The following is a 22,217-nucleotide window of genomic DNA, read 5'->3' as shown; positions in this document are numbered from 1 at the left end:
CCCGGGCAAGCGCGGCGACGCGTAGCGTCACGAAACCCGAGGACGCGCCCAGGTCCCGGGCGCGGGTCAGCGGTCGCGGGCGTCGTCCGTCGTGAAGCCCTCGCGCGCCGCGCGCTCCTCCAGCGTCTCCAGCTCCTGGAACAGGGTGATCGGCCACCCCGCTGGGCCCTGGATGCGCGCGTTGAGGCTCCGGAACGGCGTCTGCACGGGTGGCGCGATCACGGCGGCACCACCCTCCTCGGCGGCCGCGACGGCCTGGGCCGTGTCGTCGACCTCCAGGGCGATGCGCAGCGCTCCGGGCGTGTGCGGTGCGCCCTCCACCTCGTCGATGTTCGCGGCGTGCGTCGGCGTCGCGAGCTCGATGGTGGCGATGCCTGCGTGCAGGATCGCCACGCGGTCGTCGCCGTCGGTCGCGTAGGCGAGCTGCTCGGGCATGCCCAGCACGTCGCGGTAGAACCGGAGGGCGGTGTCGAAGTCGTCGGTCTCGATGATCAGCCGCAGCTGCGTCGGGGTGGGGGCGGGGGTGGTCGCTGTCATGCCCTCATCCTGCCCCCGTCGAGACGGTGCCGGGGCCGAAACGGGCGCTCGCCGGGGCGATGGCCAGACACGCTAACGTCGTGAGCGGCGCGACGAGGAGGCTCGGCGTGAACGCGGGCAGCGGCGCCGTGACAGAGGCGACCACGCATGAGCGTCGACACGACCGGGCTGCTGCCGCCTGAACCGTCGAGGGGACTGGCGGTCTGGCTGGGCGACGACGAGGACGAGCAGATCTCGCAGCTCCTGTGCCTCGGGTTGTGGCTGTCGGGCCGGATGGAGGGGGACGACGAGGCCGCCGAACAGGCCAGGTTGCTCGGTGTGCCCGTGGTTCGCACCGCAGGCAAGACAGCGCGGTCACGGCCTCTTCCCTGGCTCGCCGATCGTGCACTCCAGCGTGTCGAGCCACGTCGGCACGACGGCGGGGAGGTCGTCCTCGTCGTGGACTCCGACCAACTCGCGCGAACCCGGGTCGATTCATCCGGCGAGGGCAACGAGGGGTCACCGGCGTCAACGGCCGACCTGGAGACGCTGTGGCGGAACATGACGGGATGGCGATCCGCGCGTTCGGCGGTCGCCTTCGTCTCGTTGGCCCTCCACGGCCGGAGGCCGGCGGTTCGGGCGATGGCTGCGGCCGTGCTCACGGGCGTGCGCACCGAGAACGACGACGAGGTCGAGCGCGTGCGCACCGAGCTCCGCGATGCAGAAGGCTATGCGGCGGTGTTCGCGCGGATGGCGGGTGTCCATGCATCCGGTCAGGAGGTTCCGGACGATCTCGACGCGGCCGACGAGTCAGCGGATGGTGCAGACGACGCGGATGTCCACGGCCTGACGGACGGGGAGACGGACGCCGCGGAAGAGGTGACGGCCACGAGCATCGTCGTGCACGGCACTTTCGCCCGGCTCATCCCCGTTCCCGCGCGCTGGTATGCGCCCTCCGCCGCACTTCCCGCTCGGATCCGCCGAGGATGCACACCGAGTCTGTACCGCCGCGGTGACTACTTCCGCTGGACCGGTGCCTACAGGGCTGTTGCGCGTGCCGAGGGCGCGGCCGATCTCCTCGAGTGGTGCCGGCTACGCGGGATCGCAGAACTCGACACCGTCTTCGCGCACAGCCACGGCGGCAGCATCGTCCTCGAGGCGATCGCGCAAGGTCTGCGTGTGAAGCTCCTGGTCCTGCTGCACACCCCGGTCATTCCCCGACCGGACAGTGAGTGGAGGGACATGCGGACGCGCGTCGGGCGGATCGTCGAGCTGCGCACCCCGCTCGACTGGGTCGTCCACCTCGACCGCCTGTTCACCAACGCGCGCAACGCGATGCCCACGGCGATGAGCGCGATCTCACGGACGCTCACGCCCGCGGTCACCGGGAGTCTTCGGTTCAGCCACACGCGCTACGTCGAGGACGACGTGTGGAAGTCGCTCGGTCTCACGAACGACATCGCGTTCGAGCGCACGTACGTCTGACGCTTCCCGGACGCGAACGTAGCCGCTGTCCGTCTCCTGCTCAACCCCCTCGGCACCGGGAACCCCGGGCGGCACACTGGGCGGACCGATCGAAGGAGGAGACATGGCATCGACACCCGACGACGTCGGCGGTCAGCCGCTGCGCGACGGCGACGCGACCACCGAAGCAGACCCGCGGGACGATCCGGCGCAGGCGGAATGGGAGCGCACGGAGGCCCTCGACGACGGCGCCTCCGCCGACGAGCTCGACACGGCGACCGCGACCGGGCGCGACCCGGACGAGATCCCCGATCCCGACGACGAGGTCCCCGCGGACGACCTGCCCGGCTCCGGCCCGCAGCCCGAGAGCCAGGGCGAGGACCCGGTGCTCGCCGACCTCGGCGACGAGGGACAGGGCGACCTGGGCCCCGGTGACGTGTGATGGCCGTCACCGCCGTGGTCACGCGGTCGAAGAACGGCCAGTGGGTGAACGAGGCCGAGGGTGCCCCCGAGCTCTCGCGCAGCTACGCCAGCCGGGATGAGGCGATCGAGGAGGGCGAGGCGCTGGCGTCGGAGCACGGCGTGCGCCACACGGTCGAGATCAGCGAACCGACCGGCACGATCGTCGACCAGGACGACAGCGTCTGAGCCCTCAGCGCAGGCGGCCGAGGTCCTCGCGGTCCCGCGGCTCCTCGCCGTCCTGCGGCTGCTGGAGGTGCCCGCACTCCGGGCACCTCCAGCCGCCGGGCACCGCGAGCATCACCACGTCGTCCTCGGGACAGTGCGGTGCCGTGCGCGCGGCGTTCGTCATCGTCTCAGGGTAGAACCGGCGGCCCGCGGCGGATAGCGACCTTCGTCCGGGATCACCCGAGCAGGATGAGCTCCCGCGTGCTCCGGGTCATCGCGACGTAGCGGTCCACCGCGCCGGTCAGGTCCTCGCCGAACCGCTCGGGGTGCACCAGCACCACGAGGTCGAACTCCAGTCCCTTGGCCGAGGTCGGCGTGAGCGAGCGCACGCGGGCGGTCGGGGCGAACGAGGAGTCCCCGATCACGCAGGCCACACCGTCGGGGTTCGCCGCGAGCCAGTCGTCGAGCACGGCGGGCAGCTCGGCCACGGCACCGGTCCGCACCGGGATGCCGCTCTCGCGCACCGAGGTCGGGACGTTCGCGTCGGGCAGCGCCGCGAGGATTCCGGGGGCCGCGACCGCCATCACCTCCGCGGGGGTGCGGTAGTTCACCCCGAGGTGGGCCACGCTCACCTCCCGTACGCCGACCCGGGCGAGCCGCTGCTGCCAGGTCTCGGTGAAGCCGTGTCTCGCCTGGGCGCGATCCCCGACGATCGTGATGCTGCGCGAGGGGCACCGGGCGAGCAGCATCCGCCACTGCGCATCCGTGAGCTCCTGCGCCTCGTCGACCACGATGTGCCCGAACGGCCCGGCGAGCTCGTCCGGCGGCAGCACGGGCGGTGCGTCCACGCCCACGAGCACGTTGCGGGCGTCCTGGCCGCGCAGGATCGACATCACCTTCATCTCGCTGTCGTCGTCCTCGATCAGGTGGTCGACCACGTGCGACATCTGCTCCTGCGCCGAGGCGATCACGGCGTCGCGGCGGTGGGCGGCACGCACGGCCTCCGGGTCACCGATGCGCCGGTGCGCCGCGTCGAGCAGCGGAAGGTCGGCGTCGGTCCAGGCATCCGGACGCTCGCGTTGGAGCAGCGTCACCTCGTCGGGGGTCAGCGCGGGGGCGCACGCCCGCAGGAACTCGGGGGAGCTCCACAGTCGAGCCACCACCTCGCCCGGTGTCAGCAGGGGCCACGCGCGCACGAACGTGCCGGTCAGCTCGTCGTCCTGCCGCAGCCACCGTCGCACCGCGTGGGGCGGCACCTCGTCGTCGTCGACCTGTTCCACCAGCAGTTCCAGCAGCTCTTCCCACACCTCGTCGCGCGCCTCGTTGTGGGTCGCGGCGGGGTCGGCACCCGCGAACACCTCCGCCCACTCCTCGCGGCTGAGCCACAGGTCGGCCCACGGGGAGTCGAGGCGCGTCGCGTGGCCGGGCGGCCGCTCGAACGCGGCGGCCGCGGCGGCGAGCACGGCCTCGGGGTCGAGCGCGGCCTTGAGCGCGGCGATCCTCTGGTCAACTTCGGGCGGGGCCGTCGCGCCTTCCGGGGTGAGGTCGCGGAGGGTGCACAGCCGTACGGTGTCCTCGCCGAGGCTCGGCAACACGTCTTCCACGTAGGCGAGGTAGTGCGGGTTCGGGCCCACGAGCAGCATCCCGCCCGCGCTCGCGGTGAGGTGCGGTTCGGCGTAGAGCAGGTGGGCCGCGCGGTGCAGCGCCACCACGGTCTTGCCGGTGCCCGGACCACCGTCCACCACGAGGGCGCCGCGGGACGGGGTGCGGATGATCGCGTCCTGGTCGGCCTGGATGGTCGCCAGCACGTCGCGCATGCGGGCGGTGCGGTGCGTGCCAAGGCTCGCGATGAACGCGGACTGGTCGTCGAGGGAGGCCGCGCCGTCGAAGCCGTCGGCGGTCAGGGCCTCGTCCCAGTAGTCGCTGATCCGGCCGTCCGTCCACCGGTATCGGCGGCGGGAGATCAGACCGCGGGGGTCCTCCAGTGTCGCGGCGAAGTAGGGCTCGGCGGCGGGCGCACGCCAGTCGATCAGCAGCCGGGTGCCGTCGGAGGCGGCGAGCCCGGTGCGGCCGATGTAGACGGGCTCGCCGTCGGCGGGGGTCATGCGGCCGAGGCACACGTCGATGTCGAAGCGTTCGAGCACGCGCAGGCGCGACGACAGCCGCCGGATCTCGAGGTCGCGGTCCACGGCGGCGCCCCCGGAGCCGGCGCGCACGCGACGGACGTCGTCGAGCCGTCGGGCGACGTCGGCGCGCTGACCGTCGAGTTCGGCCGCGATGCGCTGGAGGTGTCGGCGATCGGCGTCGATGAGGGCGGGAGCGGTCTTGGCCTGTTTCTCGGGGGAGAGGTGGAAGGGGTCGATGGGCATGAATCTCCTTCGCGTTCCACGCGCCGGAGCGCGCGCAGACCGTCGATTCTGCCCGCGGGGTGGGGCCTTGCGGCAAGCCCCCACCGCGGAGATATCCTGGAAATGCAGGGAGAGACGGGGGACTCACCATGGCCCATCGGATCGGCTACCTCATCGGCAGCCTGGCGTCGGACTCGATCAATCGCACCCTCGCGAGGGCGCTGGTGCGCCTCGCGCCGCCCAGCCTGGAGCTGGAGGAGATCCCCATCCGCGGCCTTCCCCTCTACAACCGCGACGACGAGCTCGAGCCGGTCGAGGCGGTCACGGAGTTCAAGCGCGCGGTGGAGAGTGCCGAGGGCCTGCTGTTCGTGTCGCCCGAGTACAACCGGTCGATCCCCGGCGCGCTGAAGAACGCGATCGACTGGGGCTCGCGCCCGTGGGGTCACAACTCGTTCGCCCGCAAGCCGAGCGGCATCATCGGTGCGTCGACCGGGGCGATCGGTACGGCCGTCATGCAGTCGTCCATGCGCAGCGTGCTGAGCTTCCTCAACGCCCCGCAGCTGAACGCGCCGGAGGCGTACATCACGTTCCGGCCCGAGGTGTTCGGTGCGGACGGCGAGGTGCACGACGAGGGCACGAGAGACTTCCTCGCGCACTACATGGAGGAGTACGGGGCGTTCGTCGAGCGGGTGCTGTCGCTCACCGCGCCGGGACACGTCGGCGACCGCTGACGCCCGCCTCCGTCAGATCGGCGGGGCGTCCACGAGGGCGCGCAACGCCAGGGCGTCGTGCGGGGCGTGACCGCGGGCGTCGTTGTCGAAGTACACGAACACGTCGCGCGGGCGGCCGTCCGCGGCGCCCGACCCGTCTGCCCACGCCCGGATGAGCGTCGCCCACTCGCGCAACTCGGCGCCGGTGTACCCGCTGTGGTACAGCATGCGCGCGCCGTGGAGTCGGATGTACACGTGGTCCGCGGTGAGCGCGTCGAACCTCGGCCATCGCCCCGCGGTGTCGGCAACCACCAGCGCGGTGCCGTGCGCCTGCAGCAGCGTCAGGCTCGCGGGGTCGGCGAAGGTGGCGGAGCGCGGTTCGAGCGCGTAGCGCAGCGGCCGGTCGGCGTCGATGTCGAGCCACGCGCGGTCACGGAGGCGTTCGTCGTGGCCGCGGGCGAGTTCGAGCGCCTCCCCGGTGGTGCGGGGGAGGCTGTCGAGGAACGACTCCAGGAGCGCCGGCACGAACTTCTGGCGCTCCGGCAGCTGCCACAGGATCGGCCCGAGCCGTTCGCCGAGCGCCAGCACGCCCGAGGCGAAGAAGTTCGCGAGGGCCTGGTCGACCGCGCGCAGGCGCAGCATGTGCGTGACGTAGCGCGACCCCTTCACGGCGAACACGAAGTCGTCCGGCACGCTCGACGCCCACGTGCGGTAGCTCTCCGGTCGTTGCAGCGAGTAGAACGAGCCGTTGAGCTCGACCGAGGGGAACTGCTCCCCGATGTACTCGAGCTCGCGGCGCTGCGGCAGGCCGCGGGGGTAGAAGTCGCCCCGCCAGCGGGCGTAGCGCCAGCCCGAGACGCCGATGCGGACGCGCCCGGTGACGGGTCCCCCGGTCACGGTGCCGCCTCCGCGAGGGGGTGCGTAGCCGTCAAGCCCCTTGCCGCTGGCCGACGGGCGTTACAGGGTGGGAGCATCCGCCGAACGAGAGGAGACGCGATGTCCCTGAGCGACCAGCCGATCGACGAGGTCAAGCCGGAAGCCGACCTGCAGGAGCAGGAGCGGCCCGATCTGGAGGTGCCGGACGACCCGGAGGTGACGACGACCGGTGAGCCGGACGTGCACTCGGTCGAGGCCGACCCGGCCGATGCGGCCGAGCAGCGGCACGAGGTGCCACTGGACGACGACGACCTCGACGACGCCGACGCCGACGACGTGCTGTAGGGCGATGCGGCACGCGCGGCGTCCCCCGGGTGCGCGCGGTGAGCGGGTGCCGAGTCTGTGGAACGCGCCGGTGGGACGAGAGGCGGCGCGAGAGCGGTGAAGGCCCCGCGGGTGCCTCCCGTCCGACGCGGGGCGCGAGTCGTTCGGAACACGGTCGTCATGGGGGGCGACGCTAGCCCCGCGGCGGCGTGTGCGGGCCGGGGTTGACCGCGGCCCTGTCGACGGCTAGTTGGGGACGGCTGACGGGCGAGGATGTGGGGTGCCGTGGCGCGGGGTATGCCCTCTCGACCGGACCGCCCCAGCACGGTGCTGTCGAGAGGGCTCACCGTCCTTCCCGGACGGTTGGGGAGGCGGCGAAACTTCCGCTGCTCTCGACGGCTGATTCCCCAGTTCCTCAGCCTGTAGCCCCCGCTACGAAGAGCAGAATATCGCTTAATCGCCGTGTCCGCCATTTGGGGGACAAAGAAAGTTGCGAAGAGGTTTTCGCCCGGGGTGTCTGTCGGGTCCGGTGGCGGTTTCGTAGGGTGGGGGAATGGACAGGATGCTCGTGTTCGCCGGTCAGGTCGCGCTCCCGCTCGGGCATCGGATCGAGGTGACCGAGCACGATGAGGGAGAGGGCCGAGAGCCGATCGTGCTGGCGGTGGTCGACCTCGACACGGGGATCCGGTACCGGCGCGGCGAGGAGGCGCGCGGCGCGCTCTCGCGCTGGATCGGACGGGTTCTGGAGTGCACGGTCACGGTCAGCGGCGGCGTGACGCGCACGGCGCTGCTCGTGGACCCCGTCGGGCCTGCGGCGAGCGAGGCCGGGGTCGCGCTGCGGGGAGCGGATGCGGCGGTGGAGGCGGCGAAGGCGGAGGCCGACCGCTGGGGTGGCACCGACCGCCCGCCGGCCGAGGAGCCCGAGCGCTTCTGGTGACGCACGCGGGCCGCGCGGGGCCGGGGCGGGTGCCTGGTGCGGTCGGCGGACGTCCTTCGCTTCTGAGGGGCCTGCGCTGTCGGTGCCCGGGTCATCGGAAGTCCCGCGATCGGTGGGCCACGCCGGTCTGCAGATCCTCGAAGGCGTCGGCGAGCACGTTGACCACACCCTCGGGTGAGCGTTCGAGGATGCCGCGGATGATGAGTGCCGGCGACTCGCGGGCGATCCGGCCGAAGCGGCCCCAGACACCGGTGGAGCAGATCACGTTCACCAGACCGCTCTCGTCTTCGAGGTTCACGAAGGTGACCCCGGCCGCTGTCGCCGGTCGCTGTCGGTGGGTGACCAGCCCGGCGACCTCGATGCGTCGTCCCGTCTCGTGCTTCTGCAGATCGGCCGCGGTCAGCACCCCGCGGGTCTGGAGGGCTGCGCGGAAGTGTGCCATGGGGTGGTCGTCCGTCGAGATGCCCGTGGCCCAGAGATCGGCCGAGAGCCGTTCGTAACTCGTCTGGTCGGCGAACAGGGGAGGCTGCACAGCCACGGTCGTCCCCGGCAGGAAGCGGGAGCGGTCGTCGGCCGCGGCCCCGGCGAGCCAGATCGCCTCCCGCCGTTCGAGGCCGAGGCACGCGAAGGCGCCGGCGGTGGCGAGGGCTTCCAGCTGCGCCGCCGTCGCATCGGTCCGCCGCACCAGGTCGTGGAGATCGCGATAGGGGCCGTGGGCCTCACGCTCGGCGACGATCCGTTCCGCCAGCGGCACGCCGATGCCGCGGATGCCGCTGAGCCCGAGTCGCACCGCGAACCGCCCGTCCCTGCGGTGTGCCGCCGACTCGTCCGGCGCGCTCCGGTCGAAGCGCAGGACTTCCGGTTGCGGATCCGCCAGGCAGCTCTCCCTGCCCGTGGGCCCGGTGCCGCCGTCCGCGGCGACGGGTTCGAGCAGCTCGGTGGCCCCGGACAGGTGCAGATCGGGGCGGCGCACCTCCACCCCGTGCCGGCGGGCATCCGCCGTGAGTGTCGCGGGGGAGTAGAACCCCATCGGCTGCGACCGCAGCAGCCCGGCGAGGAAGGCCGCCGGGTAGTGCAGCTTCAGCCAGGAGCTCGCGTAGACGAGGAGCGCGAACGACAGCGAGTGCGACTCGGCGAAACCGAAGTTCGAGAACGCCTGGATCTGCGCGTAGATGCGGTCGGCGTCGTCGTCCACGAGTCCTCGCCTGGCCATCCCTGCGTAGAGCTTGCCCCGCACCTTCTCGATCTTCTCCAGCCCTCGTTTGGACCCCATCGCCCGCCGCAGCAGGTCCGCCTCGTCGGCCGTGCAGTCGCCCACCGCCGTGGCCATCTGGATCAGCTGCTCCTGGAAGATGGGGATCCCCAGGGTGCGCTTCAGGATGTCCTCCAGGTCGCTGTGCGGGTAGGGGATCGGGAAGTCCACCGGCGCCTCGCCCCTGGCCTCCCGCTCCCTGTTCTCCTCGTCCGTCCGGTCCTTCGCCATCTTGCGCCGCACGAACGGATGCACCGCGCCACCCTGGATGGGTCCGGGGCGGATCAGGGCGATCTGGATCGCGAGGTCGTAGAAGCGGCGGGGCTGCAGGCGGGGCAGCAGGCCGATCTGCGCTCGGGACTCGACCTGGAAGACGCCGATCGAGTCGGCGCGGCACAGCATGTCGTACACCCCGGCCTCCTCCTTCGGCAGGGTCTCCAGCGTCCATTCCTCGCCGGTGGCCTCGCGCACGAGGTCGAAGCAGTGCTGCAGGGCCGCGAGCATGCCGAGGCCGAGCAGGTCGAACTTCACCAGCCCCATGAAGGCGGCGTCGTCCTTGTCCCACTGGATGACCGTCCTGTCCTCCATGCGGGCGTGCTCCACCGGGACCACCTCGCCGACCGGGCGCGCGGTGAGCACCATGCCGCCGGAGTGGATCCCCAGGTGACGGGGGGCCTTGAGCAGCTCGGCGGCGTAGTCGAGCACGGTGTCCGGGATGTCGTGGCCCTCGACGGGTTCGAGCCCCGACCCCCACCCGTCGACCTGCCGTGACCACGAGTCCTGCTGGCCCGGCGAGTACCCCAGGGCCCTGGCCATGTCGCGGACCGCGTTCTTCGGCCGGTACTGGATGACGTTCGCCACCTGGGCCGCCCGCTCTCTTCCGTACTCGCGGTACACCCACTGGATGATCTCCTCCCGGCGCCGCGAGTCGAAGTCCACGTCGATGTCGGGCTCCTCCGTGCGCGTGGTGGCGAGGAACCGCTCGAACGGCAGCCGGTAGAGGATCGGGTCGACCGCGGTGATGCCCAGCAGGTAGCACACCGCGCTCGCCGCAGCGGAGCCTCGCCCCTGGCAGAGGATCCCGCGGCGACGGGCCTCGGCGACGATGCCGTGCACGATCAGGAAGTAGCCGGGGAAGTCCTTCTCCTCGATCACGTCGAGCTCGCGCTCGATGCGGCGGTGGCCGTCGGCGTCCAGCCGGGGGTACTTCGTCGGCACCGCCGCCCACACCAGGTGTCGCAGCCAGCTCATGGGCGTGTGGCCCGGCGGCACGTCCTGCCGAGGGAGGGCCGGGCGTGCCATGCGCAGCGGGAAGGCGGAGGCGGCGGCGATCTCCAGCCCGTGTGAGATCGCTCCGGGGTAGCGCGCGAAACGTGCCGTCATCTCGGCCCCGCTGCGCAGGTGGGCTCCGCCGTGCGCGGGCAGCCAGCCGTCGAGCTCGTCCATGCTGCGCACCGCCCTGACCGCGGCCACGGCCTCCGCGAGGGGAGCCTGCATCGGCCTGGCGTAGTGCACGTTGTTGGTCGCCACGACCGGCAGGCGCATCCGCCGCGCGAGGTCGGCGAGAGCGTCGTTGCGCCGTGTGTCCAGGGGCTCTCCGTGGTCGAAGAGCTCGACGGCCACGCTGTCGCTGCCGAACAGGTCGACGAGTCGTCGGAGCGGGGTGGCGGCGTCGCCGGCGTCGAGCCCTCGCCGGACCGCGCCCTTGCGGCAGCCGGTCAGGATCGTCCAGTGTCCGTCCGCGCGGGCGGCCAGGTCGTCGAGGTCGTACACGGGGCGTCCCTTCTCCCCGCCCCGCAGCTGGGCGGCGGTGATCGCCCCGGACAGCCGGTGGTAGCCCTCCATGCCGCGGGCGAGCACGAGCAGATGCTCGCCGGGCGGGTCGGCGGCGCCCTGCGGGGCGAGCGGCAGGTCGAGCGACAGTTCGGCTCCGAACACGGTCTGCAGCTGCACCTCCATGTGCTCCGCGAGCTCGGCGAAGCGCGCGGCGCCGTAGAACCCGTCGTGGTCCGTGAGGGCGAGTGCGCTCAGGCCCAAGCGTTCGGCTTCGGCCAGAAGGTCTTCGGGGGAGGAGGCGCCGTCGAGGAAGGAGTAGGAGGAGTGCGCGTGCAGCTCGGCGTAGGGCACGGCGTCGTCCGGCCGCTTCGGCAGGGCGGGAGGGAGGCGCTTGCGGCGTCGGCTCACGGGTCCGGGGTCCGCTCGTCGCCCGGGGGTCGCGGACGGCGGGGCCGGATCGCCGCTGAGGGTGCGCTCGAGCTGATCCCAGCTCAGCGGCGGGTTGTGCCATCCCATCAGCGATACCTCCCTTCGGCCCACCAGCGCTCGCCGGCGTGGAAGACGAGCCAGGCGCGGTCGCGGTCGTCGACGATCTGGAGCCGATGCCCCCGCTTGCCGCCCCCCGGAGCCCACCGGCGTTCCTGCACCGGCCACGGCCCCGCCCAGGCCTGCACTCCGGCACCGTCGATGCGGGCGGGGTCGTTCGACAGCGCCCCGCGGTCGTCCACCGTGAGGACGCTCCCGTCAACCCCGACGACGCCGACCGGGCGGGGAGGGCGGAAGACCTCGGACGGCAGCGGATCGGGGAGGCTGCCCGGCCAGGGCGACCCGGGGTCCCGCGGGGGCACCACTCGTTCGCCCCACGGGGTGAGCACCTGACGGTCGGCCAGCCAGCGCCCACCCGACACGGCCGCCGTGACCACGCCCTGATGTCCGAGCATGGTCTGCACCCGGGAGACCGCGTGGTGCAGGCGCTCGTCGGTGCCCGATCCGAAGAGGCCGGGCTGATGGTGTGCCGCGTCGTCCACGGCGACGGGGAGGATGCGGACCGCCGCGATGCCGCCGAACGCCCTCGCCTCGTCCACGGGTTCCTTCGCGGTCAGCGCCGCCAGGGACTCCAGTTGCCAGCGCACCCGGTCGACGAGGTCGGAGGCGTCGAAGCACGTCGGGTGCAGCCAGGTGCGGGAGAAGACCTCGCCGCCATCGTCCGTCAGATCGATCCGCACCTCGGTGCAGACGACGGAGGCATCGGCGAGGGCGAGCAGTACGGCGTCGGCCGTCTGCCGCACGGCGAAGGCCACCTGGTCGGCGCCGCCCAGGGGGGTGTCGAACTCGATGCTCCGCGCCAGCTCGGGGTCGGGCGGACGCGGGGTCAGCGGGCGGGAGTCGGCGCCGGAGGCGAGGGCGTGCATCCGGGCTCCCTGTTCGCCGAAACGGTCGCGCACGTCGAGCGGGTCGAGGGCGGTGAACGCGCCGAGGGTGCGCACCCCGAGTCGCAGGAGGAGCCCGCTGAGCTGCTCGTCGCGGAGCACCTGGACGGGGTACGGTGCCAGGAAATCCCGGGAGGCGCCGGGCGGGACGACCGTGCAGGGGGCCGTTCCCCGTGCGGCGATCTCGGCCGTGAAGGGACCGTCGGCGACCCCGATGCGCACCTCGGGGTAGCCGGCGTCGGCCAGGATCGCGGAGAGCGCCGCCGCCGCCTCCGCCTCGCCCCCGTGGTAGCGCGAGATTCCCCTGGCTCGCAGGATCGCGAGGCCCGGGCGCAGGAGCGTGACCCCGGGGGCGTGTCTCTCGATGACCTGCAGCACCGGGGCGAAGGCCCGTTCGTCCTTCCCCGGGTCGTGCGGGAGGACCCGGAGCGAGGAGAGCAGTCCCTGGGCGACGCGGCGACGTTGGCCGATGCGGACGCCGTGCGCTCGGGCCGAGGCGGTGCACGCGACGACCGTGTTCGCCTGCACCAGGGCCGTGGGCGGATGCGGCTGCCCGCCACCCAGGGTCGCCCGCAGGGGCCAGTCCGGGAACCACAGCACGAGGACGCGGAGGGGAGCGTTCATCCTGCCTCCGCCCAGAAGAGGAGCTCCGACGGGGCGGAGGTGCCCGACGCCTCCGGTTCGACGGAGAGCGGGGGCAGTGCGGTCAGCTCGGCCACCGCCGTCTCGACGGCACCGTGTCCGCCGGGGAGCCGCACCCGCACACTCGAGGCGCGCGGGCTGTGCCTGGTCCGGGCCGTGACCGTCACCGTGCAATCGGAGAGCAGGCCCCACCCCTCTCCGAGCCCGTGCCAGTCGGGGTCGTGCAGGCGGATGGTGCCCTCGCTCTGCGCCCACCGCCCCGCGCCCGGTTCCTCGGCGACCAGCAGGGTGGAGCCGCGGTCGCGCAGTCGAGCACTCAGCCGTGCGACATCCGCATCCCGGGCCCTCGACTCCGGTTGGACGACGATCAGCGGCACCACTTCGGCGAGGGCGGAGGTCACTGCGAGCCAGCGGTCTCCGGGAGACGGGACGAGGATGAGCCTGGTCAGGTCGATACCGTAGGCGGCGGCGGCCTCCACCCCGAGGGTCGGCATGCCGATCACCGCGCACCAGTGCCCTTTGCCCGAGGCGGCACTGAGCAGCGCCAGCACGAGGGCTGGGGAGGGGGAGACCGTGTAGGAGGTGCCGGTCTGGAGTCCCTCCTCGGGCAGCAGCGCAGCGAAGGCGGGGTCGAGGGGGAGCAGGGTGTGCTCGCTGCGCCGCCGCTGCATCCGGCTGATCTCGCGGCGCAGCCGCAGCACCTCTCCGGCGCGGTTGTCGCTGGTCGGAGAGAGCGCGGTCATCGCATCGAGCCCGATCCCCATGCATCCATCCTCGAAGATATGTACGAATAAAGCAAGTGACGTGAACGACGCTAATTCGTACATCGGACATCCGCGAAACCCTGTCCACAGGGGGTCATCGGCGCGCATGCTGCTCGCCTAGCCTGCCCGGATGGATCTCCGACTTGCCCTCATCGGCCTGGTGCACGGCGCCCTCCTCGGCGTCGGCGGATGGCTGGTCGTGATCGACGCCCGCACGCACCGTCTCCCCAACCGCATCGTGCTGCCCACGCTCGCCGCCCTGCTCCTGCTCGTCACCGGGGATGCCGTCGCGACGGGTCGGCCCGAGCCGATGATCCGTGCCCTGCTCGGCGGCGTCCTGCTCGGTGGCTTCTACCTGGTGCTGCGCGTGATCAGTCGCGCCGGCATGGGCGGGGGAGACGTCAAGCTCGCGGCGGTCATCGGGCTGCTGCTTGCGTGGCACGGCTGGACGGCGCTCGCGCTCGGCGCGGCGTCCGCATTCGTCCTCGGAGCCCTGTACGCGCTCGTGCTGATGGCGCTGCGGCGCGCCGACCGGGCGACCAGGATCGCGTTCGGACCGTGGATGATCGCGGGAGCCGTCCTCGGTGTCCTGCTCGGCTGAGCGGCCGGGCGCCGCGCGGATGGGGGAGGTCGGGTCTACTCTGGGCACATGGCACTCGCACGACTCCACGGCGGCCCGCTGGACGGGCAGATCATCCCCCTCGGCGATGCGGACGACAAGCTGATCGTCCCCTACAGCGAGACGCAGGTGGTGTACAACCGCCGCGGCGAGCCGCAGAACACGGGCGAGGGCGACGGCCCGACCGAGGTCGACTACTGGTTCGAGGAGTCGCTCGAAGACCTCACGCTCGAGGATGACTGAGCCCTCCCGCACGGTCGAGGTCGAGCGCACGTACGACGTCGACGACGACACTCCGCTCCCGCGGTGGGAGGCGATCCCGGGGGTCGATGCCGTGTCGTCCGGTGAGCACCGTGCCCTGGACGCGCACTATCTCGACACCGACGACGGCGCCCTCGCGCGCTCGGGCGTCGCGCTGCGTCGCCGCATGGGCGGCCCGGACGAGGGCTGGCACGTGAAGGGGCCGCGGCAGGGCGACGGACGCCTGGAGCTGGGGTGGCCGCTCGGCGACACCGGAGAGACCGTTCCCGCCGTGGTCGTCGAGGCGATCTCCGGCTGGACGACGGCGCCGCTGACCCCCCTCGCGCGCATCGAGAACGACCGCACGGCCTACCTGCTCACGGGGCCGCGCGGCGTCGTGGCGGAGTTCGTGGACGATCGCGTCCGTGCGACCGACGTCCGCCGTGGCACGCGCCGCGCGTGGCGTGAGTGGGAGGTGGAGCTCGGTCCCGCCGCTCCCGCCGATGAGGCAGGACGCGCAGCCCTGTTCGCCGCGGTCGAGGGCGTGGTGCGTGCGGCCGGCGCCCGTGAGGCGTCCTCCGAGTCGAAGCTCGCCAGAGCGCTCGGGTTCTAGGCGCGCGACGGCCACGACGCAACCCCTTTTCCCCGGAGCTCGCCGGGTGGTTGAGTGGGCCCATGAGCCGACCGCCTGTGCTTCGATCGCTGCAGACGATCGTCCCCGAGACCGTTCTCGTGCAGGAGCAGGTGCGTGAGGTCTTCGCCGCCCAGCCCGGTCTCGGTCGGCTGGCTCAGCGCATCGTGTCGACCTCCTTCCGCGTGTCGGGGATCGACACACGGCACACCGTGATCGATGAACTCGCCGAGGGGGCGGAGCCGGACGAGCCGCTGTTCTACGACCGCCGCTCCGGTCGACTGCTCGCACCGGGCACGAAAGCACGCAACGACTACTACACGCGGGAGGCCTCGCGGCTCTTCGTCGAGGCCGCCCGTCGCGCGCTCGACGCGGATCCCGACGTGACCGCCGCCGATGTCACGCACGTGATCACGGTGTCGTGCACGGGCTTCCACGCACCGGGACCGGAGTACGAGATCGTGCGGGGGCTCGGCCTGTCCGATGCGGTCCAGCGCTATCACCTGGGCTTCATGGGCTGTTATGCCTCCATGCCGGCGCTGCGGGCCGCTGCTCAGTTCTGCGCGGCCGATGAGAACGCGGTCGTGCTGGTCGTGAGCGTGGAGCTCTGCACCCTGCACCTGCGCTCCTCGGAGGATCCGGACACGATCGTGGCCTCCTCGCTCTTCGCCGACGGCGCTGCAGCGGGCGTCGTCACCGCGCGTGACCTCCCCTCGTCCGTTCCCGCGCTCCGCCTCGACGGCTTCCACACCGCGATCGTCCCGGAGGGCGTGGACGACATGGCCTGGACGATCGGCGACTCGGGGTTCGAGATGATCCTGTCGACCGCGGTGCCGCAGATCATCGGCGCGTCCATCATCGGGGCGCTGGGCCCGCTCTACTCCCGGGAGGACGGCCTCGCGGAGGCGTTCGCCGCCGGACGGGTGGGTGAACAGGTGCGGCACTGGGCGATCCATCCCGGCGGGCGGAGCATCCTCGACAGGGTGCAGGAGCGGATGGCGCTGAGCGACGCACAGCTGCGACCGGCGCGCGAGACGCTGCGCGAGTACGGCAACATGTCGAGTGCGACCGTGTTGTTCGTGCTGAAGCGGATCCTGGAGCGCGAGGGGGCCGAGCCGGGCGACCGCGTGGCGGCGATGGCGTTCGGCCCCGGTCTCACGGCGGAGAGCGCGCTGCTGACCGTGGTCGCCCCGGCGGCTTCATGAGTGTGGATCTCCGGGTCCGCGCGACCGACGTGCAGGAGCTGATGGACGACCCGCAGGCCGATGAGGAGATGCTCGGTCGCACGTACCAGCGGTTCGGTGCCGTGAACGCGGTGGTCTCCCGGCCCGGACGCCTCTACCGTCAGGACATCCGCCCGCGCGCGCCCGCCCGCCGGATCCGCATCCTGGACATCGGCGCGGGCGGCGGAGATCTGTGCCGCCTTCTCGTGCGGCGGCTGCGGCGGGACGGGCTCGAGGCCGACGTCACGGCGCTGGATGCGGATGAGCGCGCGATCCGGTGGGCGTCAGCGCACGACGCGGGGCTGGGCATCCGCTACCGGTGTGCGCTGTCGTCCGAGCTGGTCGAGGAGGGCGATCGGTACGACGTGGTGCTGTCGAATCACGTGCTGCATCACCTGGATGCCGGGGAGTTCGACGCGGTGCTGCGCGACTCGCAGGCCCTCACCGCTCCGGGCGGGCTGGTCTCGCATCACGACATCGCGCGCGGCCGCCTGGCCTACACGGCTTTCGCGGGTGCCACGTGGCCGCTCTCCCGCACACTGCTCGCCGGTTCCTTCATCCGCGTGGACGGTCTGCGCAGTATCCGGCGCTCGTACACCGCGCGGGAGCTCGCCGCACTGGCGCCGTCGGGATGGAGCGTGCGCAGTCGTCTTCCCGCGCGACTGGAGCTGCGGTGGGAGGCGCCGCGTGCCGGGACATGACGTGCTCGTGGTCGGCGGCGGCCCCGTCGGGCTGCTCGTGGCGTGCCTGCTGGCACAGGACGGTCGGCGGGTGCGCGTGCACGAGCAGCGCGCGGAGCCCGGACGGCGCACGCGCGCGATCGGCATCCACCGTCCGGGGCTCGATGCCCTCGACGCGGCAGGGGTGGGCACAGCAGTGCGAGCGGAGGCGCTGCGACTGACGGGCGGCGAGGTGCGCAGCAGGGGGCAGCGCCTCGCGTCACTGGACTTCACCGCGGAGCGACCCGTCTACACACTGCCGCAGCCGCGGACGGAGGGGCTGCTGCGGGAGCGGTTGCAGCGTCTGCAGGGGGATGCGCTGCGCCTGGGCTCGACCGTCCGCTCGGTGCGCGACGACGGCACGGTCGTGCGCGTGGGCGTCGACGGCACCGACGGGCGGCGCGAGGAGACGGCGTCGATGGTCGTGGTCGCCGACGGTGTGCGCAGTCGTCTGCGTCGCGCGTTCGGGGTGGACTGGGCGCGCCGACCGGGGCGGGCGTGCTACGCGATGCTCGACGTGGAGGCGCCGACGACCGACGACCGCGCGGTGCTGTTCTTCGAGCCGGACGGCCTCGTGGAGTCGTTCCCCCTCCCGGGCGGCCGTCGGCGGTGGGTGGTGCGCGAGGGTCAGGGTGGTCCGGTGGCGTCCGCGGCCGAGCTCGCGGCGGTCGTCGCGGCGCGCACCGGGCAGCGGCTGGTCGTGGACGACCGCGCCACGGTGTCGTCCTTCGTCGCCGCGCAGCATGTGGCGGAGCGGGTGCACCGGGGGCGCGTGGTGCTCCTGGGCGATGCGGCGCACGAGGTGAGCCCGATCGGGGGTCAGGGCATGAACCTCGGCTGGACGGCTGCGCTCCGGCTTGCCGCCGTCCTGCGCGACACCGAGCCGGGCGACAGGCCCGACCTCGACGCCTTCGCCCGTCGCACGCGGACGGCCGCCGCGCGGGCCCAGCGGCGCTCGGCGTTCTTCATGGCGATGGGCGCCCCCGCGCCGGTGCCGGTCGTCGCGGGCCGGGAGTCCCTGGTCCGCACGCTCGGCTCACCGGCGCTGCGCGCATGGACGACCGGCCTCCTCACGATGCACGGTCTCTGACGCACGAAGGCCCGGTCCGTGAGAGCGGACCGGGCCTTCGTGTGCGTGCGATCAGAAGTTGATCATGTGGCCGGCGAGGCCGTGGAAGCCCTCCTGCAGGGCCTCCGACAGCGTCGGGTGCGTGTGCACGTTGCGTGCCAGCTCGAGCGCCGTGAGGTCCCACTTCTGGGCGAGCGTGAGCTCGGGCAGCAGCTCCGACACGTCGGGGCCGATCATGTGCGCACCGATGAGCTCGAGGTGCTCGGCGTCGGCGATGAGCTTGACGAAGCCGACCGGCTCGCCGAGGCCGTGCGCCTTGCCGTTGGCCATGAACGGGAACGTCGCGACCTTGATCTCGCGCCCCTCGTCCTTCGCCTGCTGCTCGGTGAGCCCGAACGACGCGACCTGCGGCGAGCAGAACGTCGCGCGCGGCATCATCCGGTAGTCGCCCAGGGTCATCGTCTCCGCGCCGCCGATGGTCTCGGCAGCGACCACGCCCTGCGCCTCGGCCACGTGGGCGAGCTGCAGCTTGGCCGTCACGTCGCCGATGGCGTAGATGCCCTCGACGTTGGTGCGCATGTGGTCGTCGATGTCGATCGCGCCGCGCTCGGTGAGCTTCACGCCCGTGTTCTCGAGCCCGAAGCCCTCGACGTTCGGGGCGAACCCGACCGACATGAGCACCTTGTCGGCCTCGATCGAGCTCTGCTGGCCGTCCTTGCCCGTGTACGACACGGTGACGGACGAGCCGTTGTCGACGACCGACTCGACCTTGGTGGAGGTGAGGATGTCGACGCCGTAGTTCTTGTACTGCTTCGTGATCTCCTTCGACACATCGGCGTCCTCGTTGGGGAGCGCACGGTCGAGGAACTCGATGATCGTGACCTTCACGCCGTAGTTCGTCATCACGTAGGCGAACTCCATGCCGATCGCGCCGGCGCCGACGATCACGATGGACTTCGGCAGCTCACGGGAGAGGATCTGCTCCTCGTACGTCACCACGTTGTCGCTCAGCTGCACGCCCGGAAGCAGACGCACCTTGGAGCCCGTCGCGATGATCGCGTTGTCGAACGTGACCTCTTCGGTCGTGCCGTCGGCCTTGGCCACCGAGATGGCCTTTGGGCCGGTGAACGTGCCGCGCCCGTCGTACTCGGTCACCTTGTTCTTCTTCATGAGGAAGTGGATGCCCTTGACGCGCCCGTCGGCCACGACGCGGCTGCGGTCGAACGCCTTGCCGTAGTCGATGGTGAAGTCGCCGGAGATGCCGAAGAAGTCGGCCTTGTGCTTCAGAGTGTGCGCGAGCTCCGCGTTCTTCAGGAGCGCCTTGGAGGGGATGCAGCCGACGTTGAGGCACACACCACCCCAGTACTTCTCCTCGATGATCGCGGTGGACAGGCCGAGCTGTGCGCTGCGAACCGCAGCGACGTATCCGCCAGGACCTGCACCAAGGATGACGACGTCGTAGTGTGGCATGCCTTAAGCCTATCGCTCGGTGGGGGCGTCGGAATCGGACGGAGCGGTGCCGCCGCGACGGCGCATCGTCAGCCACACGGCGACGCCGATCACGATCAGGACGGCGAGGACCACGAGCACCCAGATCCACGCCGATGCGCCCGCGTCGTCGGGTGCCGTCGGGGCGGGGGATGCGGGCGTCGGGGTCTGGTCGGTCGGGGCCGCGGTGGCGGGAGCGGTGGTCGCGGGGGCGGTGGTCGGCGCGTCGGTCGCTGCCTCGTCGCCGACGGTGACCGTGAAGGAGAACTCGCCGGAGGTGGGGTGACCGTCGCTGGACACGACCTTCCACACCACGTGATAGGCGCCGGCGGGGCCGCTGCCGCTGAGCGGCTGCGTGACGATCGCGCCGTCCACGGTCGCCGGCCCTTCGGTGACCGTCGCGCCGGAGGGGTCGGTCACGACCACCTCGGTCGCGCCCTCGCCGTCGATCAGCTTCGCGCTGAAGGTGAGGGTGAGCTCGGAGGGAACCGTCTCGACCGAGGAGTCCGCTGCGGGCGACGACGACACCAGGGCGTCGTGTGCCGAGGCGGAGAGGGGGGAGAAGAGCACGAGGAAGGCGGCGAGGAGGGCCGCGGCGAGGGCGATCGGGGTGGCCGGGTGGCGCAGGGCTTTGGTCTTCACCCCTCCACCCTATGAATCACCGGTATGCGACGGCTGAGTGCGAAAGCGACCTCCCCGGGGGCCTGCGGCATCCGTTAGTCTGGACAGTCAGGAGGGCACAGTGACAGACAGCGACAGCCGACCGGCCGGTGAAGCCGCCATCCATCGCTCCGGCGACCAGAAGCACGATGTGACGCAGACGTTCGGACACGACTCCGACCTGTCGTTCGTGCCGTTCGGCGTGGAGTTGACAGATGTCGAGCAGTCGGCCATCTCGGCGCTGCCCTCCGGCTCGGCTTTGCTGCTGGTCCGTTCGGGCGCCCTGGCCGGGGCACGCTACCTGCTCGACACCGACGTGACCACCGTCGGCCGCCACCCCGAGGCCGACATCTTCTTCGATGACGTGACCGTGTCTCGTCGGCACGCGGAGATCACGCGCAACGGCGCCGCGTTCGAGATCATCGACCAGCGGTCGCTCAACGGCACCTACGTGAACGGGGAGCGCGTCGACCGCAGCACGCTCACCGACGGCGCCGAGCTCCGTGTCGGCAAGTTCCGGCTGAACTTCTTCGCCTCGCCCCTCGATCGTCCGGCGGCGAACGCCTGATGGCGGCGACTTCCGCCCGCGAACGCTCGTCGTCCGCGGGCCTGCTGAGTATCGGTCAGGTGCTCGCTCGCCTCACGCCGGAGTTCCCCGACCTGACCTCCAGCAAGCTGCGGTTCCTCGAGGTGCAGGGCATCGTGCGCCCGTCGCGCACCGAGTCGGGGTACCGCAAGTTCTCCACCGCCGACATTGAGCGGCTGCGCCTCGGGCTCACGCTCCAGCGTGACCACTACCTTCCACTGAGCGTGATCCGCGAGCAGCTCGATCAGGCCGAGGCGACCGGCGATGCCGCTGCCCTCGTCCCGCCGCCGTCGATCTCACCCGCGCCGCGTCGCTACCGCCGCGATGAGCTCCTCGCTGCCGCCGGCGCCGGGCCGCAGCTGCTCAACGACGCCATCAGCACCGGCGTCATCACCGCGCAGGAGACCTATCCGGAGAACACGGTGGCGCTCCTGCGGGGACTCGTGGCGCTCGACCGGCACGGCATCGAGCCGCGTCACCTGCGTTCGCTGCGCCAAGGGGCGGAGCGGGAGGTGTCGCTGATCGAGTCGGCACTGTCGACACTGCTCCGACGCACGGACGCGCCGTCGCGCGCGCGAGCGAGCGAACTGGCTCCGGAGCTCGCGTCACGGATCGACGACGTGCGGGCGCTGTTCGTGAAGGACGCGCTGTCGCGCATCCTTTCGTAACGAACTGATTGCGACACACCTTCGGCCCCGCGCGGATGTCGTTGCCGGTGCCGGGGCACTGCTCTACCGTGGAGATAACCGTTCCAGGGAGGATTTCAGATGAATGCGGATGAGCTCGCAGGCGACCCGCGGTTCGTGACCGAACTCCTCTTCACCGACGGTCTCCCGGCCATGGATGACGAGGTCGGCTACCGCGGCGCCGTGGCCGCTCGCGCCGCCGGCATCACGTATCGCCAGCTCGACTACTGGGCCCGCACCGAGCTCGTCGTGCCCACCGTCCGTGGCGCCAGTGGCTCCGGATCGCAGCGTCTGTACGGCTTCCGTGACATCCTCGTCCTCAAGCTCGTCAAGAGCCTGCTCGACACCGGCATCTCCCTGCAGCAGATCCGCACCGCGGTGGAGGAGCTGCGCCGGGCCGGTATCCGCGACCTCGCGGGAACCACCCTCATGAGCGACGGCGCCTCGGTCTACCTCTGCACGTCCAACGACGAGGTCATCGACCTGGTCAGTCGCGGGCAGGGCGTGTTCGGCATCGCCGTCGGCAAGGTGCTCCGCGAGGTGGAGTCGACACTGGTCGCATTCGACCCGACCGCACCGGACCCCGTCGACGAACTGTCGGCACGCCGGGCGAAGCGCACCGCCTGAGCG

General features: G+C 71.8%; 24 protein-coding genes. 15 read left to right on the top strand and 9 right to left on the bottom strand.

Features of this window, described 5'->3' with window-relative positions; translation table 11 throughout:
- Window positions 1–66 precede the first annotated feature (66 nt).
- Window positions 67–537 carry a VOC family protein gene (locus tag ACWH95_RS16065; protein WP_454120970.1) on the bottom strand — a complete coding sequence of 157 codons (471 nt, stop codon included), beginning with the start codon at window positions 535–537 and terminating at the stop codon, window positions 67–69.
- A gap of 147 nt (window positions 538–684) precedes the next feature.
- Between ACWH95_RS16065 and ACWH95_RS16060 the strand changes: the two genes are divergently transcribed.
- The 3 genes from ACWH95_RS16060 (at window position 685) to ACWH95_RS16050 (ending at window position 2,628) form a co-directional block, all read left to right on the top strand.
- Window positions 685–2,001, top strand: a complete 1,317-nt coding sequence (locus tag ACWH95_RS16060; RefSeq protein WP_454120969.1) for a hypothetical protein — start codon at window positions 685–687, stop codon at window positions 1,999–2,001.
- 103 nt (window positions 2,002–2,104) lie between these two features.
- Complete coding sequence (locus tag ACWH95_RS16055) at window positions 2,105–2,422, top strand: sugar ABC transporter ATPase (protein WP_136031249.1); 318 nt, start codon at window positions 2,105–2,107, stop codon at window positions 2,420–2,422.
- Window positions 2,422–2,628, top strand: a complete 207-nt coding sequence (locus ACWH95_RS16050; RefSeq protein ID WP_136031250.1) for a DUF2188 domain-containing protein — start codon at window positions 2,422–2,424, stop codon at window positions 2,626–2,628. Before ACWH95_RS16055 ends, ACWH95_RS16050 begins: the two co-directional genes overlap by 1 nt.
- A 4-nt stretch (window positions 2,629–2,632) precedes the next feature.
- Here ACWH95_RS16050 and ACWH95_RS16045 read toward each other — a convergent pair whose 3' ends face one another.
- Window positions 2,633–2,791: a hypothetical protein gene (locus ACWH95_RS16045; protein ID WP_168442822.1), complete on the bottom strand. Its 159-nt coding sequence runs from the start codon at window positions 2,789–2,791 to the stop codon at window positions 2,633–2,635.
- A gap of 52 nt (window positions 2,792–2,843) precedes the next feature.
- Window positions 2,844–4,976 carry an RNA polymerase recycling motor ATPase HelR gene (helR, locus tag ACWH95_RS16040; RefSeq protein ID WP_454120968.1) on the bottom strand — a complete coding sequence of 711 codons (2,133 nt, stop codon included), beginning with the start codon at window positions 4,974–4,976 and terminating at the stop codon, window positions 2,844–2,846.
- Between the two features lie 128 nt (window positions 4,977–5,104).
- Between helR and ACWH95_RS16035 the strand changes: the two genes are divergently transcribed.
- Window positions 5,105–5,686, top strand: a complete 582-nt coding sequence (locus ACWH95_RS16035) for an NADPH-dependent FMN reductase (RefSeq protein ID WP_136031252.1) — start codon at window positions 5,105–5,107, stop codon at window positions 5,684–5,686.
- A 12-nt stretch (window positions 5,687–5,698) separates the two neighbouring features.
- Here ACWH95_RS16035 and ACWH95_RS16030 read toward each other — a convergent pair whose 3' ends face one another.
- Window positions 5,699–6,562, bottom strand: coding sequence for a DUF72 domain-containing protein (locus ACWH95_RS16030; RefSeq protein WP_454120967.1), 864 nt, complete (start codon window positions 6,560–6,562; stop codon window positions 5,699–5,701).
- A gap of 99 nt (window positions 6,563–6,661) precedes the next feature.
- On the opposite strand from ACWH95_RS16030, the gene ACWH95_RS16025 reads away from it, so the two are divergent.
- Both ACWH95_RS16025 and ACWH95_RS16020 read left to right on the top strand, forming a co-directional pair.
- Complete coding sequence (locus tag ACWH95_RS16025) at window positions 6,662–6,886, top strand: hypothetical protein (protein ID WP_454120966.1); 225 nt, start codon at window positions 6,662–6,664, stop codon at window positions 6,884–6,886.
- Between the two features lie 532 nt (window positions 6,887–7,418).
- Complete coding sequence (locus tag ACWH95_RS16020) at window positions 7,419–7,802, top strand: hypothetical protein (RefSeq protein ID WP_454120965.1); 384 nt, start codon at window positions 7,419–7,421, stop codon at window positions 7,800–7,802.
- A gap of 91 nt (window positions 7,803–7,893) precedes the next feature.
- On the opposite strand, the gene ACWH95_RS16015 is transcribed toward ACWH95_RS16020, so the two are convergent.
- The 3 genes from ACWH95_RS16015 to ACWH95_RS16005 are packed head-to-tail and all read right to left on the bottom strand — an operon-like array spanning window position 7,894 to window position 13,666.
- Complete coding sequence (locus tag ACWH95_RS16015) at window positions 7,894–11,346, bottom strand: error-prone DNA polymerase (protein ID WP_206253270.1); 3,453 nt, start codon at window positions 11,344–11,346, stop codon at window positions 7,894–7,896.
- Window positions 11,346–12,884, bottom strand: a complete 1,539-nt coding sequence (locus tag ACWH95_RS16010; protein ID WP_454120964.1) for a DNA polymerase Y family protein — start codon at window positions 12,882–12,884, stop codon at window positions 11,346–11,348. Before ACWH95_RS16010 ends, ACWH95_RS16015 begins: the two co-directional genes overlap by 1 nt.
- Window positions 12,881–13,666 (bottom strand): hypothetical protein, encoded by a 786-nt coding sequence (locus ACWH95_RS16005; RefSeq protein WP_136035397.1) that lies wholly within the window; start codon window positions 13,664–13,666, stop codon window positions 12,881–12,883. The genes ACWH95_RS16010 and ACWH95_RS16005 overlap by 4 nt, the downstream gene beginning before the upstream one ends.
- Window positions 13,667–13,796: 130 nt before the next feature.
- Between ACWH95_RS16005 and ACWH95_RS16000 the strand changes: the two genes are divergently transcribed.
- The 6 genes from ACWH95_RS16000 to ACWH95_RS15975 all read left to right on the top strand — a co-directional run bounded on the left by ACWH95_RS16000 (window position 13,797) and on the right by ACWH95_RS15975 (window position 18,188).
- The gene (locus ACWH95_RS16000; protein WP_136035398.1) at window positions 13,797–14,267 is read left to right on the top strand and encodes a prepilin peptidase; all 471 of its coding nucleotides are present in this window, start codon (window positions 13,797–13,799) and stop codon (window positions 14,265–14,267) included.
- A 48-nt stretch (window positions 14,268–14,315) separates the two neighbouring features.
- A complete protein-coding gene (locus ACWH95_RS15995; RefSeq protein ID WP_046749348.1) occupies window positions 14,316–14,528 on the top strand; it encodes a hypothetical protein in 213 nt (70 codons plus the stop codon).
- Window positions 14,521–15,138 (top strand): CYTH domain-containing protein, encoded by a 618-nt coding sequence (locus ACWH95_RS15990; protein ID WP_454120963.1) that lies wholly within the window; start codon window positions 14,521–14,523, stop codon window positions 15,136–15,138. Before ACWH95_RS15995 ends, ACWH95_RS15990 begins: the two co-directional genes overlap by 8 nt.
- 62 nt (window positions 15,139–15,200) lie before the next feature.
- The gene (locus ACWH95_RS15985) at window positions 15,201–16,361 is read left to right on the top strand and encodes a type III polyketide synthase (RefSeq protein WP_136045486.1); all 1,161 of its coding nucleotides are present in this window, start codon (window positions 15,201–15,203) and stop codon (window positions 16,359–16,361) included.
- Window positions 16,358–17,080, top strand: coding sequence for a methyltransferase domain-containing protein (locus ACWH95_RS15980; protein WP_454120962.1), 723 nt, complete (start codon window positions 16,358–16,360; stop codon window positions 17,078–17,080). Before ACWH95_RS15985 ends, ACWH95_RS15980 begins: the two co-directional genes overlap by 4 nt.
- Window positions 17,067–18,188 (top strand): FAD-dependent oxidoreductase, encoded by a 1,122-nt coding sequence (locus ACWH95_RS15975; RefSeq protein WP_454120961.1) that lies wholly within the window; start codon window positions 17,067–17,069, stop codon window positions 18,186–18,188. The genes ACWH95_RS15980 and ACWH95_RS15975 overlap by 14 nt, the downstream gene beginning before the upstream one ends.
- Before the next feature lie 51 nt (window positions 18,189–18,239).
- Here the strand turns inward: ACWH95_RS15975 and lpdA are convergent, their stop codons facing one another.
- Together lpdA and ACWH95_RS15965 are read right to left on the bottom strand one after the other, a co-directional pair.
- Window positions 18,240–19,637 (bottom strand): dihydrolipoyl dehydrogenase, encoded by a 1,398-nt coding sequence (gene lpdA / locus ACWH95_RS15970; protein WP_136031272.1) that lies wholly within the window; start codon window positions 19,635–19,637, stop codon window positions 18,240–18,242.
- A gap of 9 nt (window positions 19,638–19,646) precedes the next feature.
- Entirely contained in the window at window positions 19,647–20,297 is a 651-nt protein-coding gene (locus tag ACWH95_RS15965) for a copper resistance CopC family protein (protein WP_454120960.1), read from the bottom strand.
- Between the two features lie 100 nt (window positions 20,298–20,397).
- Here ACWH95_RS15965 and ACWH95_RS15960 point away from each other — a divergent pair, with 100 nt between their 5' ends.
- The 3 genes from ACWH95_RS15960 to ACWH95_RS15950 all read left to right on the top strand — a co-directional run bounded on the left by ACWH95_RS15960 (window position 20,398) and on the right by ACWH95_RS15950 (window position 22,214).
- Window positions 20,398–20,883: an FHA domain-containing protein gene (locus ACWH95_RS15960; protein ID WP_136031276.1), complete on the top strand. Its 486-nt coding sequence runs from the start codon at window positions 20,398–20,400 to the stop codon at window positions 20,881–20,883.
- Window positions 20,883–21,569, top strand: coding sequence for a transcriptional regulator FtsR (gene ftsR / locus ACWH95_RS15955; RefSeq protein WP_136031278.1), 687 nt, complete (start codon window positions 20,883–20,885; stop codon window positions 21,567–21,569). The genes ACWH95_RS15960 and ftsR overlap by 1 nt, the downstream gene beginning before the upstream one ends.
- 99 nt (window positions 21,570–21,668) lie before the next feature.
- A complete protein-coding gene (locus ACWH95_RS15950) occupies window positions 21,669–22,214 on the top strand; it encodes a MerR family transcriptional regulator (protein WP_136031281.1) in 546 nt (181 codons plus the stop codon).
- The last annotated feature ends 3 nt before the right edge of the window (window positions 22,215–22,217 follow it).

The organism is Microbacterium sp. NPDC055502 (assembly GCF_053643635.1).
The sequence above is the reverse complement of the archived record's forward strand: the minus strand, read 5'-3'. Positions and strand labels throughout refer to the sequence as shown.